The 13,285-nt window shown below is 70.1% G+C and carries 13 protein-coding genes; 4 read left to right on the forward strand and 9 right to left on the reverse strand.

All coding sequences use genetic code 11. The features are described 5' to 3' along the window. Positions 1 to 29 precede the first annotated feature (29 nt). Together ATO11_RS00520 and hrpB are read left to right on the forward strand one after the other, a co-directional pair. Positions 30 to 728 carry a DUF3108 domain-containing protein gene (locus tag ATO11_RS00520; RefSeq protein ID WP_165586906.1) on the forward strand — a complete coding sequence of 233 codons (699 nt, stop codon included), beginning with the start codon at positions 30 to 32 and terminating at the stop codon, positions 726 to 728. Then, the gene (hrpB, locus tag ATO11_RS00525) at positions 715 to 3,141 is read left to right on the forward strand and encodes an ATP-dependent helicase HrpB (protein ID WP_242601318.1); all 2,427 of its coding nucleotides are present in this window, start codon (positions 715 to 717) and stop codon (positions 3,139 to 3,141) included. Before ATO11_RS00520 ends, hrpB begins: the two co-directional genes overlap by 14 nt. Positions 3,142 to 3,206: 65 nt before the next feature. Here hrpB and gndA read toward each other — a convergent pair whose 3' ends face one another. Beyond that, positions 3,207 to 4,607, reverse strand: a complete 1,401-nt coding sequence (gndA, locus tag ATO11_RS00530; RefSeq protein WP_050528887.1) for an NADP-dependent phosphogluconate dehydrogenase — start codon at positions 4,605 to 4,607, stop codon at positions 3,207 to 3,209. Positions 4,608 to 4,678: 71 nt separating this feature from the next. Continuing rightward, positions 4,679 to 5,368 (reverse strand): Sir2 family NAD-dependent protein deacetylase, encoded by a 690-nt coding sequence (locus ATO11_RS00535; protein ID WP_050528888.1) that lies wholly within the window; start codon positions 5,366 to 5,368, stop codon positions 4,679 to 4,681. 29 nt (positions 5,369 to 5,397) lie between these two features. Here ATO11_RS00535 and ATO11_RS00540 point away from each other — a divergent pair, with 29 nt between their 5' ends. Continuing rightward, the gene (locus tag ATO11_RS00540; protein WP_050528889.1) at positions 5,398 to 5,838 is read left to right on the forward strand and encodes a low molecular weight protein-tyrosine-phosphatase; all 441 of its coding nucleotides are present in this window, start codon (positions 5,398 to 5,400) and stop codon (positions 5,836 to 5,838) included. On the opposite strand, the gene ATO11_RS00545 is transcribed toward ATO11_RS00540, so the two are convergent. From ATO11_RS00545 to ATO11_RS00570, 6 genes are all read right to left on the reverse strand, one after another. Next, a complete protein-coding gene (locus tag ATO11_RS00545) occupies positions 5,828 to 7,258 on the reverse strand; it encodes an SPOR domain-containing protein (protein ID WP_134643046.1) in 1,431 nt (476 codons plus the stop codon). The genes ATO11_RS00540 and ATO11_RS00545 overlap by 11 nt on opposite strands. 81 nt (positions 7,259 to 7,339) lie before the next feature. Continuing rightward, complete coding sequence (upp, locus tag ATO11_RS00550; protein WP_050528891.1) at positions 7,340 to 7,972, reverse strand: uracil phosphoribosyltransferase; 633 nt, start codon at positions 7,970 to 7,972, stop codon at positions 7,340 to 7,342. After that, positions 7,969 to 8,946 carry an adenosine deaminase gene (locus ATO11_RS00555; RefSeq protein ID WP_050529383.1) on the reverse strand — a complete coding sequence of 326 codons (978 nt, stop codon included), beginning with the start codon at positions 8,944 to 8,946 and terminating at the stop codon, positions 7,969 to 7,971. Before ATO11_RS00555 ends, upp begins: the two co-directional genes overlap by 4 nt. A 47-nt stretch (positions 8,947 to 8,993) precedes the next feature. Beyond that, positions 8,994 to 10,166: a phosphopentomutase gene (locus ATO11_RS00560; protein ID WP_050528892.1), complete on the reverse strand. Its 1,173-nt coding sequence runs from the start codon at positions 10,164 to 10,166 to the stop codon at positions 8,994 to 8,996. After that, positions 10,166 to 11,470, reverse strand: a complete 1,305-nt coding sequence (locus ATO11_RS00565) for a thymidine phosphorylase (protein WP_050528893.1) — start codon at positions 11,468 to 11,470, stop codon at positions 10,166 to 10,168. Before ATO11_RS00565 ends, ATO11_RS00560 begins: the two co-directional genes overlap by 1 nt. A gap of 4 nt (positions 11,471 to 11,474) precedes the next feature. Continuing rightward, positions 11,475 to 11,867 (reverse strand): cytidine deaminase, encoded by a 393-nt coding sequence (locus ATO11_RS00570; RefSeq protein ID WP_050528894.1) that lies wholly within the window; start codon positions 11,865 to 11,867, stop codon positions 11,475 to 11,477. 91 nt (positions 11,868 to 11,958) lie between these two features. Between ATO11_RS00570 and ATO11_RS00575 the strand changes: the two genes are divergently transcribed. Next, complete coding sequence (locus ATO11_RS00575; RefSeq protein ID WP_050528895.1) at positions 11,959 to 12,171, forward strand: hypothetical protein; 213 nt, start codon at positions 11,959 to 11,961, stop codon at positions 12,169 to 12,171. A 2-nt stretch (positions 12,172 to 12,173) separates the two neighbouring features. Here ATO11_RS00575 and ATO11_RS00580 read toward each other — a convergent pair whose 3' ends face one another. Continuing rightward, complete coding sequence (locus tag ATO11_RS00580) at positions 12,174 to 13,262, reverse strand: cupin domain-containing protein (protein WP_050529384.1); 1,089 nt, start codon at positions 13,260 to 13,262, stop codon at positions 12,174 to 12,176. Between the last annotated feature and the right edge of the window lie 23 nt (positions 13,263 to 13,285).

Below are 13,285 nucleotides of genomic sequence, written 5' to 3' on the forward strand. Positions count from 1 at the left end.
GACGCGACATGTCCAGACGGGGGTCGCCGATGAAATCGTTACTTGTGGCGCTGATGACGCTGATCCTTCTGGGCACGGGGGCCGAGGCCGCTTCGGAAAAGGCGCGTTTCGACGTCTACCTGCAGGGCCAGAAGCAGGGCGACCTGCGCGTGCAGGGGCGCGAGAAGGGTGCGAAATACTCCGCCGAACTGCGCCTGAAGATAAAGGGCGACATGCCCTTCACGGTCGAGGCCAAGGTGCAGGGCCAGCTGGTCGACGCGGCCTATGTGCCGGTGAAATATACCGAAAAGCGGACGGATGCAGATGGGAAGACCGGCGTGACGATCACCTATCCGGAGGCCGATGGCCCGCCGTCGGTCGCGCGCCGGGGCGAAGCCGCGCCGCACTGGCTGATGCCCGAGGCGGGCACCGGCCTCGCAGATCCGGCCACCGTGCTCTGGCAGCTGATGCAATCGCGCCTGCCCGAAGCGGCCTGCAACCTCGACCTGCGGATGTTCGACGGGGCGCGCATCCTGCGCCTGCGCACGCTCGAACCCGCGCCGCGCGGCCCGTCGATCACCTGCAACGGCAATCTCTTCCGCGAAAAGGGCTTTTCCGACGAAGAGCTGGAGGTGTTCGACATCGTCAACTTCGTGATCGAATACGCGCCCGTCCGGGGCGGGCTGATGCAGACCAGCCGGATCAACCTCGACTTGCCGCAGGGCCGCGTGATCCTTGTGCGCCGCTGACGCGCTGCCGATCGACGCGGCGCTGCCCGACCTCGTCGCGGCGGTGCGCGACCACGGGCGCGCGGTGCTCGAAGCGCCGCCGGGCGCGGGCAAGACCACGCGCGTGCCGCTGGCGCTGATGCAGGCGGGCGTGATCGCGGGCCGGATCGTGATGCTCGAACCCCGCCGCCTTGCTGCCCGCGCCGCCGCCGAACGCATGGCCGAAACGCTGGGTGAACCCGTGGGCCAGACCGTCGGTTACGCCATGCGCGGCGACGTGAAGGTGTCGGACGCCACCCTGATCGAGGTGGTGACCGAAGGTATCCTGACCCGCCGCCTGCAAACCGACCCCGAGCTTGCGGGCGTCGGCGCGGTGATCTTCGACGAATTCCACGAACGCTCGCTCAACGCCGATCTGGGCCTCGCGCTCTGCCTCGAAGTCGCGGGCGCGCTGCGCGACGACCTCGTGCTGATCGCGATGTCCGCGACCCTCGATGCCGGACCGGTGGCCGAGTTGATGCAGGCGCCGGTCATCCGCTCCGAAGGGCGCAGCTTCCCAGTCGACATCCGCTGGGCCGACCGCCCGCTGGGCAAGGCACGGTTCGAAGACGCGGTCGCTACGCAGGTCAGGACGGCCCTGTCCGAGACCAAGGGCGGCGTGCTCGTCTTCCTGCCGGGGGAGGGGGAGATCCGCCGCGTCGCCGGCCGCCTCGGCGCGTTGGGCGATGGCATCTCGGTACGCCCGCTTTACGGCGCCATGCCCTTCGCCGATCAGCGCGCCGCGATCCGGCCCGTGGAGGCGGGGCGCAAGGTGGTCCTGTCCACCGCCATCGCCGAAACCTCGCTCACCATCGAGGACGTGCGCGTCGTGATCGACGCGGGCCGCGCCCGCCGCGCGCGGTTCGATCCCGGATCGGGCATGACGCGGCTGGTGACCGAGAAGGTTACCCGCGCCGAGGCCACGCAGCGCGCGGGCCGCGCCGGGCGCGTGGCTCCGGGCGTGGCCTACCGCCTCTGGACCAAGGGGGAGGAAGGCGCCCTGCGCGCCCATCCCCCGGCCGAGATCGAGGCCGCCGACCTCACCTCCCTCGCGCTCGACCTCGCGCAATGGGGCGCGTCCGCCGACGCGCTGCCCTTCCTCACGCCCCCGCCTGACGGCGCGCTGGCCGAGGCGCAGGCGCTCTTGCGCGACCTCGGGGCGCTCGATGCGGCGGGCCGGATCACCGATCACGGCGCGGCGCTGGCCCCGATGCCGCTGCACCCGCGCCTTGCGCACATGCTGCAACAGGCGGACCCCGATGCCGCGCCCCTCGCCGCGCTGATGGAGGCGCGCGACATCCTCACCGGCGCGCCGGTTGACCTGTCCCTGCGCCTCGACGCGCTGCGCGATCCCAAACGCTTTGCCGCCGAGCGTCCCTTCGGCGTCGACCGGGGCGCCGTCGCGCGCCTGCGCGAGGAAGAGCGCCGCCTGCGCCGCCTCGCCCCCCGCGACCGGCCCCGCCTGACGCCCGCGCAGATGGCCGCGCTCGCCTACCCCGACCGCATCGCGCAGCGCCGCGCGGGCGACGCGCCGCGTTACGTGATGTCGGGCGGCAAGGGCGCGGTCCTGCCCGACGGCGATCCGCTGTCTGCCGCGCCGTTCCTCGTGGTGACCGACACCGACGGCCAGCCGCGCGAGGCCCGCATCCGCGCCGCCCTGCAGATCACCGACCGCGAACTGCGCGAGGTGGCGGACGGCATCGCGTGGGAAGAGGTCTGCGCATGGTCCCGTCGCGACCGCCGGGTCACCGCGCGCCGGCAGGAGCGGCTGGGCGCCATCACGCTTGACGACCGCATCTGGCGCGATGCGCCGCCCGACCGCGTGGCGCGCGCGATGCTCGACGGGGTGGCCGACCTCGGTTTCACCTTTTCGCCCGCCGCCGAACGCCTTCGCGCCCGCGTCGCGCTGATGGAGGGGTTCCCCGACATGTCCGACGCCGCGCTGATGGAGACGCGCGCGGACTGGCTTCTGCCCTACCTGACGGGCATCCGCACCGCTGCCGACTGGCGCGCCTTCGACCTGCACGACGCCCTGCGCGCGATGCTGTCATGGGAGGAAGTGCAGACGCTCGACCGCGCCGCGCCACCGGCCTTCACCACGCCGCTCGGGCGCAAGATCCCCATCGACTACGCCTCCGACCCGCCGGAAATCACGCTGCGACTGCAGGAAATGTTCGGCCAGACCCGCCACCCAACGGTCGCGGGGCGCCCCCTGCGCGTGACGCTTTTGTCGCCGGGACAAAAGCCCATCCAGACCACGCTCGACATTCCGGGGTTCTGGGCCGGGTCCTATGCGGACGTGCGCAAGGACATGCGCGGGCGCTACCCCAAGCACCCCTGGCCCGAGGACCCGACGCAGGCCGACCCCACCCTGCGCGCCAAACGCCGCAGCTAGCGACGGAGAATTTTCGCAAGAAAATTCTCCACCCCCCAAAATTTTCGCAGAGAAATTTTGGCGCCTCAGTCCCACCACGGTCCGTGATGATCGCCGTCGCGGTCGACGCGTTTGAACCCGTGATACCCGAACCGGTCCCGCTGCGCCTGGATCACCGCCGCCGTCCCGCGCGACTGGCGCATCGTGTCGATGAAACTCAGCGCGCCCGCCAGCGCGGGCACCGCGTGCCCCGCCGCCATCGCGCCGCTCACCACGCGGCGCAGGGCGGGCAGGGTGTCTGCCAAGAGGCGCGTGAAGCGCGGCGCAAGGATCAGCTCGCCCCGCGGCGGACCCGCGCGGAAGGCGTCCGATATGTCGTCCAGCAGGGCTGACCGGATGATGCAGCCCGCGCGCCAGATCTCGGCGATGCGCGCATGGTCGAGCGCCCAGTCGTATTCCTGCGACGCCGCTTCGAGGATGCGGAACCCCTGCGCGTATCCCAGCGCGCGGGCGCACAGGAAGGCCTGCGCCAGCGCGCCCTCGCCCGGATCGAACGCCTCCCGCGCGCCGCCCATCGCGGCTTCGACCTCGGCACGGGTGTCCACCTCCGACGACCACGCCCGCCCGCTCACCGCCGCCTCGATGGCCGAGGCCGACTGGCCAAGCCGCACCGCCTCGATCACCGTCCAGCGGCCGGTGCCCTTCTGGCCCGCCGCGTCGAGGATCATTTCGATCATCGGCGCGCCGGTCTCGGGATCGTCGTATCCCAGCACCTCGCCCGTGATCTCCACGAGGTAGGATTGCAGCGGGCCGTCGTTCCATCGGGTGAACACCTTGCCGATCTCCGCCGGGATTCTGCCGCCGCCATGGCGCATCAGGCCGTAGAGTTCGGCGATCATCTGCATGTCGGCATATTCGATACCGTTATGCACGGTCTTGACGAAATGCCCCGCGCCGTCGGGGCCCATGCGGTCGACGCAGGGGTCGTCCTCGAACCGCGCGGCGATGCGGGTGAGGATAGGTTTCAGCTGTGCCCACGAATGCTCCGACCCGCCCACCATCATCGACGGCCCGTGCCGCGCGCCCTGTTCGCCGCCCGACACGCCCATGCCGACGAAGTGCAGGTCATGTTCGGCCAGCCGCTCTGACCGCGCCCGCGTCAGGTGGAAATCGGCATTGCCGCCGTCGATCACCGTATCGCCCGGCTCCAACAAAGGGATCACCTGATCCAGCATCATGTCCATCGGCTTGCCCGACGGGATCATGAACAGGATTACCCGTGGCGTCGCCAGGTCGGCGATGAAATCCTCCAGCCGTTCATGCGGATGCAGGTTTCCGGCGAGGTCCTTGGCCTCGGCCACGAAATCGGCGATCCACGAGGTCTCCCGGTTGGTGACCGCCACCTCGATGCCCTGTTCGGCCATGTTCAGCGCCAGCGCGCTGCCCATCGTGCCCAACCCGTATACCCCGATCTGCGCCCGCGCCATTCCGGTCTCCCCGCTTGCCCGTTCCCGCGCAGCCTAGGGTATGGTGGGCGGGGCGCAAGGGGCGTCGGGCGTCAGGACGTCAGGGTCGCGACCCAGGCGGGCACCGTTTGCGTCGCGGGGCCGACATGGTGGTGGTCAAAGACGGGGCCGATCTCGTCCGCGTCAAGATTGAACCCGTGGCAGGTCACCCCGCGCGCGGCGGCATGATCGACGAACCCGGCGGCGGGATAGACCCGCCCCGACGTCCCGATCGAGGCAAAGATGTCGGCCCGTTCCAGCGCCTCCGCGATCCGTTCCATGTGATAGGGGATTTCTCCGAACCAGACGATGTCGGGGCGGGTCGCGCGCATGGCGCAGTCGGGGCAGGGGTCTTCCGCAGCCATGACCTTCGGCGCGGGCCAGCGGTGACCGCAGGCGGCGCAGAGCGCGTCCGCCAGTGCGCCGTGCATGTGGATCACGTCCCGCGCGCCCGCCGCCTCGTGCAGCCCGTCGACGTTCTGGGTGACCAGCGTCAGGTGGATGTCGTCCCGCGCGGCCAGTTCGGCCAGCGCGTGATGCGCCGCGTTGGGACGCGCCGCGCCTGCCTTGCGGCGGCGCTCGTTGTAGAACCGGTGCACCAGCGCGGGATCGCGGGCGAAGGCTTCGGGCGTGGCCACGTCCTCGACCCGGTGATCGTCCCACAATCCGCCGCCGCCGCGAAAGGTGCTCAACCCGCTTTCCGCCGACACGCCCGCGCCCGTCAGAACCACGATCCGTTGCATCCGCCCCTCCTGCCTGTCACCCTTGCCCCATGCAAATCCTGACCGTCTGCCTTGGCAATATCTGCCGCTCTCCCACCGCCGAAGCCGCGCTGCGTGCGCACCTGCCCGAGGCCGTGATCGACAGCGCGGGCACCGGTGACTGGCACGTCGGCCGCCCGCCTTACCCGCCGATGCAACGCGCAGCCGCCGCGCGGGGGCTCGACCTGTCGGCGCTGCGCGCGCGCCAGGTCACGCCCGCCGATTTCGACCGGTTCGACCTGATCCTGACCATGGATGCCGACAATACCCGCGATGTCGAGGCGTTGCGCCCGCCGGGCAATACAACGCCCGTGCAGGCCATGACCGATGCGCTGCCCGCGCCCGACGCGGGCCAGCCCGTGCCCGACCCGTATTTCACCGGCGACTATGACGGGGCTCTCGCGCTGATCGACCGGGCTGCGCGGGCCTGGGCGGCGCGGCTCACCTCCTGAAGAACGCGTCGCCGAACCCGGCGCGCCGGGCGGCGGCGAGCGCGGCGTTCAACTGGTCCTGCGTGCGGAACGGCCCGGCGAGGACGACCTCCAGCTTCCGGCCCTTGCGGGTCATCAGGCCGATCTTCACCGGCAGCCCCATCCCCTGCAACCGCCGGGTTGCGGCGCGGGCATTGGCGGGGTTGCCATAGGTGCCGACCTGCACGAAGCGGTGCGAGGCGGCGCGCGCCACCTTCGGCGCCTGCACCGCCGCGGCGGGCTGCACCCGGCGCTTGGTCTTCACCACCTGCGGCGCGCTCTTGGTCGAGACGCGGGGCGTGTCGGCATATTCCACCCGGACCTTCACCTTCTTGCCCTGCGCCTTGGCCAGACGCGCCGCGTCAAGCTGGGCCTGGCTGGTGAAGGGATAGTAGAGCGTGGGGAAATCGGCGGTCACGTCGCGGCCGGTCTTGCGGTCGATCAGCTTGCGCGGGACCGTGCGCGTCCATGCAAGGTCCATCTGCGCCTTGCCCGCCAGCGTGCCGTAGGCGCGGCGGGGGTTCAGGCGGTCGTCGTCCCATGCGGGGCGATAGCCATGCGGCACCTTCACGGTGTGCTGCTGCTCGGCCACGTTCTCGGCATAGACATGCTTGGGAATGACCAGCGCCTGCGGGTGCACCGACGGGGCCGGGGCGAGGCCAAGCTTCTTGGCGTGGCGCTTGGACTTGATGCCGATCTGGTTCGGCGCCTTGATCTGCGCCGTCGCCGCCGGGACCTGCGTGCCATAAGTCAGCTTTTGCTGCGGTACCACGATGGGGCCGCTGGGGGCCGCCGCGCCGTGACCGCCGGGTTGCGGCCCGCAGCGCACGAACAAGCCGGTCTTGGTCGACATGTACGTCTGCGACACCGTGCTGCGCTCGGGGCAGGGGCCTTTGCCGGCGGGCATCACCACGACCGGGGTCTTCATGGTCGGCCGCACCAACACCGGTTTCGGTGCCGCGACCCGAGGCGCCGCCTTGGCCACGCGCACCGGTTGCGGCTTGGGCGCGGGCTTGGGTCTGGGCTTGGCCACGACGCGCGGCGCGAGCTTGGGTGCCGGGGCGATGACCGGGATCTCGGGCGTGGGTTCGATCGTGATGACGGTGACGGACGGTTCGGGCGCCGGGGCGGGGGCCGCGGCCACCTGCACCCCGCTCAGCGAGGGCGTCTGCCCGCAGACATGCTGGCGCGAGCGGCTGACCCGCGGCACCCATGTCGTGTTGCCGTCGATCCCTGCGCGGATATAGACGCAGCCCTTGCTGTCCACGTATTGCTTGCCGGTATAGGAGGCGGGCGGGAATTCTGCCGGTTCATCCGCCCGGTTCAGCGATTGCGCCAGCGCGCCGCCTGCCACCATTGCGGCGACCACCGCCGCCGCCACCACGCCCCGTTTTACCGACATCATTTGCCTCCCCAGGCTTTTGTGCGGCGAGGATGCCGTGATTCCATGCGCGAAGCAACGTCGGCAGAGGCCTGATTTCGCTTATTTTGTGCCGAACATGCGGTCGCCCGCATCCCCTAGGCCCGGCACGATATAGCCCAGCTCGTTCAGGTGACTGTCGAGCGCGGCGGTCACGATCGGCACATCCGGGTGCGCCTCCTTCATCCGCGCGACGCCTTCGGGCGCGGCCAGAAGGCACATGAAGCGGATATTCTTCGCGCCCGCCTCCTTCAGCTTGTCGATCGCCGCGGCCGAGGAATTGCCCGTCGCCAGCATCGGGTCGACGGCGATCACCAGCCGGTCCTCCAGCGCGTCGGGCACCTTGAAATAGTATTCCACCGGCGTCAGTGTCTCCTCGTCGCGGTAAAGGCCAACAAAGCCGACGCGCGCCGACGGCACGAGGTCGAGCATCCCGTCCAAGAGCCCGTTGCCCGCCCGCAGGATCGACACCAGCGCCAGCTTCTTGCCGTCCAGCACGGGGGCGTCCATCTCGCACAGGGGCGTCTCGATCCGCTTGGTGGTCATGGCAAGGTTGCGCGTGATCTCGTAGGCCAGAAGCGCGCTGATCTCGCGCAGGCACTGCCGGAACACGGCGGTCGAGGTCTCCTTCTCCCGCATCAGCGTCAGCTTGTGCTGGATCAGCGGGTGGTCGACGACGGTCAGGTGTTCGGTCATGTCAGGTCCAGTCGTTTGGCGATCCGGTCGCGCGTCGCGGTATCGCAGAACGCCGCGTCCAGAGCGGTTTTGGTCACGGCATCAAACACATCCGCGTCCCAGTTGAAGCATCGGGCGAGCGCGGCGTATTCGCGGCGCATCGTCGTGTGGAAAAAGGGCGGATCGTCCGTTGACACCGTCACGTTCACGCCTGCACGGCGCAACTCGTCGATGGGATGATCCTCCAGCCGGTCGTAGACGCCAAGGAAAACATTCGATCCCGGACAGCATTCCAGCGTGATGCCCGCCTCGGCCAGTTCCTCGACCAGCGCGGGGTCCTCGGCGGCGCGCACGCCATGGCCCACCCGTTCGACGCCCAGGTCGCGCACCGCCGCGCGCACCTCGTCCGGCCCGCGCCACTCGCCCGCATGGGTCGTCAGGCGCAAGCCCGCTTCGCGTGCCGCGTCAAAGGCCCAGGCAAAGTCCTTCTGTTCGCCCATGTTTTCCGCCCCGCCCATGCCGAACCCCACCAGCCAGTCGCCGGCGGTTTCCGCCGCGCAGATCGCGGCCTTCTTGGCCTGTTCGGGGCCGAGGTGGCGGATGCAGGTGACGATGCCGCGCAGGGTGATGCCGTGCTGCGTCTCGGCCTGCTCGGCGGCTTCGCGGATCGCGGCAAGGTACTCGCGCCACGCCCCCAGATCGCAGCCACCGCAGAAATCGGGGCTGAGGAAGGTTTCGCTGTAGACGACGCCGTTTGCGGCGCTTTCCTCCAGCACTGCGTGAACCAGCCGGTGGAACTCCTCCGGCCCTATCAGCACCGTGCAGGCGGTGTCATAGACGCTCAGGAAATGCTCGAAATCGCGGTAGGCATAGCCGCCCTCGGGCGTGAAGATGCCCGAGATGTCGATCTTCTTCTCCCGGCCAAGGCCGCGGATGAAGGCAGGTGGCGCGGCACCTTCGAGGTGCAGGTGCAATTCGACCTTGGGCCGCGCCACGATCTCCTCGATCTCGTCATCGGTGACCTTGTCGCGCGGATCGCGTGTCATAGGAAACTCCGTCCCGGCCCGTCATTCGCCACGCCCAGATGTGCGGCAACCGATGCCGCCACATCGGCAAAGGCCACCTGACCCACGGCGCGCGCAGGCCCGGGTGCCAGCACCGGCACGCGTTCGCGCGTGTGGTCGGTGCCCACCCATGTCGGGTCATTGCCATGATCGGCGGTGATCAGCAACAAATCGTCATCTCGGAGGCGCGGCAGCAGGCGGCCAAGGCAGGCATCGAACCACATCAGGTGCCGCGCATACCCTTCCGGGTCGCGGCGATGGCCGTAAAGCGAATCGAACTCCACGAAATTCGCAAAGGTCAAAGAGCCATCGGGCATCTCTTCCACCGCCTCGTTCAGATGCCGCATCAGCGCCGCATCGGTGCCCTTCACCACCTCGTCAATCCCGTGCATCGAAAAGATGTCACCGATCTTGCCGATTGCCCGCACCCTGCGCCCCGCCGCCTGCACCCATTGCGTCAGCACCGGGCGCGGCGGGGCCAGCGCGAAATCGCGCCGGTTCTGCGTCCGCGTGAACGCGCCCGCGCGCCCGACGAAAGGCCGCGCGATCACCCGGCCCACGCGCATGTCGTGCAGCAACGGGGCGATGTCCGCACACAGCGTCAGCAACCGGTCGAGGCCGAAATGTTCCTCATGCGCGGCGATCTGGAACACGCTGTCGGCCGAGGTATAGCAGATCGGCCAGCCCGTCCGCAGGTGTTCACCCCCCAGCCGCGCGATGATCTCGGTCCCCGAGGCATGGCAATCGCCCAGAATGCCTTCGGTCCCCGCCGCCCGCTGCACCGCCTCCCGCACGTCCGGCGGGAAAGACGGGACCGTGTCGGGGAAATAGTGCCACTCGAATGGCACCGGCAGGCCCGCCAGTTCCCAGTGCCCCGAAGGGGTGTCCTTGCCCTTCGACACCTCGGTCGCGGCGCCCCACAGGCCCGTGGGCGTGGCGCCGAGACCAGGTGCTGTGCGCCCAGATGCCAGTTCCACCGCAGCGCCCAGCCCCATCGCGTCCAGATGCGGCAGGCGCAGGGGCAGGGTGTCGCCGATATGGGCCAGCGTGTTCGCGCCGATATCGGGCACCTCGCCGTTGAAGAACGCGCCCGCGTCCGGCGCGCCGCCGATGCCCACTGAGTCGATGACGACAAGGAAGGCGCGCGGCATCAACCGACCCGCCCGTGGATCAGCGGCGGCAGGTCCGGCGCGGCGTCGCCGATGCTGATCGCGGCGCGGATCGTCGCCGCCGCCTCCTCCGCCTGCGCTTCCCGCGCGGCATGGATGCGGCACAGGGGCTGGCCGCGCCGCACCTCGTGGCCCAGGGGCAGGATGTCGCCCAAGCCCACGGCAGGATCGACGCGATCGGTTTCCACCGCGCGGCCCGCGCCAAGCGCGACGGTGGCAAGCCCCAGCGCCTCGCCCGCCATCGCGGTGATCCAGCCGTCGCGCGGGGCCGGGACCTCGCGGATGACGGGCGCTTCGGGCAGGTAGCGCGCGGGCGCATCGACAAACCCCATCGGCCCGCCCTGCGCCACGACCATGCGGCCGAACCGCTCCAGCGCCGCGCCGCCTTCGACCGCCTCGCGCATCTTCGCGGCCCCCAGCGCGGGCGTGTCGGCCAGACCGGCCCCCGCCAGCACCGCACCGCCCAAGGCGCAGGACAGGTCCAGCAGCGCGCCGCCCGCGCGCCCGCCCAGCACGTCGACCGCCGCCAGCACCTCCAGCGCGTTGCCCATGGCGGGCGCCAGTGGTTGCGACATGTCGGTGATCAGCGCCTGCGTCGGGCAGCCGGCGGCATTCGCCGTCTCGACCAGCGCCCCGGCCAGCGCACGGGCGTCGTCTTCGGTCTTCATGAACGCGCCCGACCCGAGCTTTACGTCCAGCACCAGACCGTCGAGGCCCGCCGCCAGCTTCTTCGACAGGATCGACGCGGTGATCAGGTCAAGGCTTTCGACCGTCGCCGTCACGTCGCGCACCGCGTAAAGCCGCTTGTCGGCGGGCGCGATGTCCGGCGAGGCGCCGACGATGGCGCATCCCGCCTCGTCCACCACCGCGCGGAACCGCGCCTCGTCCAGATCGACACTGACGCCGGGGATCGCCTCCAGCTTGTCGAGCGTGCCACCGGTATGGCCCAGCCCGCGCCCCGAAATCATCGGCACATAGGCCCCGCAGGCCGCCAGCGCCGGGGCCAGCACAAGGCTCACGCAATCGCCCAGCCCGCCGGTCGAGTGCTTGTCGAGGACCGGACCATCCAGCGCCCATCGCAGGCACCGCCCGCTGTCGCGCATCGCGCGGGTCAGGGCCACGCGGCCCTCGGGCCCCAGCCCGCCCATGCAGACCGCCATCGCAAAGGCCCCCGCCTGCGCGTCACTGACCGACCGGTCGGCAAGGCCCTTGGCAAAAGCCTCCAGCGCCCGCGGATCGGGCGGTTCGCGGCGCCGCAGGGCGGCAAGGAGCGCGCGGGTCGTCACCGGATCATTCCATATGCGACGCGTCGAACGCGCCCGGCAGCAGGTCCGACAGGCGCAGCGTCTCGGTCTTGCCGTCGGTCGTGGCCATGGTCACGGGCACGTCGCCGGTCCCGAACTCCGCCAGCTTCTGCCGACAGCCGCCGCAAGGCGGGCAGGGGGCGGGGGAGGCCGCGATCACGTAGACCTCGGTCAGCCGCGTCTCCCCGGCGGCGACCATCGCGGCGATCGCGCCCGCCTCGGCGCAGGTGCCTTCGGGATAGGCCACGTTTTCGACGTTGCACCCGGCATAGATCGCGCCCGACGCGCCCCGGATCGCCGCCCCCACCTTGAAACCCGAATAGGGCGCATAGGCGCGGTCGCGCACCTCAGTGGCAACGGGATGAAGCGGGTGCGTCATGGGTTCTCCTGTCAGGCGCGCGGACCCCGGTGGAACCGGACGCGGGGCCGCGTGGTTTTGTGAGTGACACTCAGGTTAGAGGAGAAATCCAGTGACCAAAAGTACCCAAGACGCCGCCCTCCTGCGCCAGCGCGCCGGGACCCCGATGGACCCGGTCGACCCCGACACGCCGATCACCGAAGTCACCGCCGCGCGCCTGCGCGACGCGGCAGAGAAAGCCGGCGAACCCTTCGATGGCCGCAGCCTGACAGAGGCTCAGGCCCGCGAACGCCTGCGCCACCTCGAGGCGGCCAACAAGGATTAGGCTCAGCCCTCGATCCGGGTCGTGACCCGCCCCGGCAACGCCACCTCAAGCAGTTCGAGGTCGCCGCTGGGAGCCTCGACCCGCGTGACAAGGCCCGGCGGGATGACGAATGCGTCGCCCGCCGTCAGGTCTCGCGCCTCGTGGCCTTTCGCGGCCAGCCGCATCCCGCCCTTCAGCACGAAACTGAAATGGATGTCGGCGTCATGCGCCGTCCAGCCCGTTTCCCCCTGCGCGCGGCGCAGAACGCGCACATCCGCCACGCCGCCGGTATTGGCGGCAATCGTGGTATCCCGCGCCTCGAAGCCCGGCAAACGCGCAGGCAGCCATTCGGCCTTGTCGGCCTCGTGATGCACGAAGCGCTGGCCGTCGAACAGCCTTTCGGGGGCGAAGGTTCCGGTGGGCAGCGGCGTCTGGTGGTCGATGGTGGTGATATGCTCGGCCGGGACCCCGATCTCGATCACCTCGATATTGTCCGACGCATAAAGCACCCTGTGCCGGATCTCGGGCGGCTGGATCACGCAATTGCCCGCGTGCAGCCGGAAGGGCGGGCCCTGGTCCTCGTAGACAAGGTCGACCCAGCCCCGGATGCAGAAGATCAGCTGAAACCCGACCGAGTGGTAATGCACCATGTCCGGCACCGGCCCGCCATCGGGGATGCGGATATGGCTGGCGATGATCGACCCGCCCAGCCGGTCGGGGATCAGGTCGCGGTACTGCATGCCCGCGCGTCCCACGACCCACGGCGCCTCGTCCACCAGCCGCCGCACTACGAAGGCATGCTCGACCGGCGGCATCACCACAGGCGGCGCCAGCGGCGCGATCTCCACCCGTGTGCCGCCGGGCGCGTCAAGCGTCGTCGCCCCGTCCGCGATCAGCTCCGGCTCGTCCCCCAGAAGCCGCAGAACCCCCGGCGCGGCCTCCAGCCCCCGGTCCAGCCGCAGCCGCAGGCCATAGCCCGAGAAGACCGCGACCCGCGGATCGTCGGCGGGAAAGACCTCGTCCATGCGAAATCCCAGCCGGTCGGTGAAAAACGCCGTATCCCCCTGCAAATCCCGCGTCGGAAGAAGAACCTCCGCTCGAATGTTCTGCATCGCGTGCTCCGCATCTGATGGTT

This window comes from Pseudaestuariivita atlantica, from assembly GCF_001205715.1.
GTDB lineage: Bacteria > Pseudomonadota > Alphaproteobacteria > Rhodobacterales > Rhodobacteraceae > Pseudaestuariivita > Pseudaestuariivita atlantica.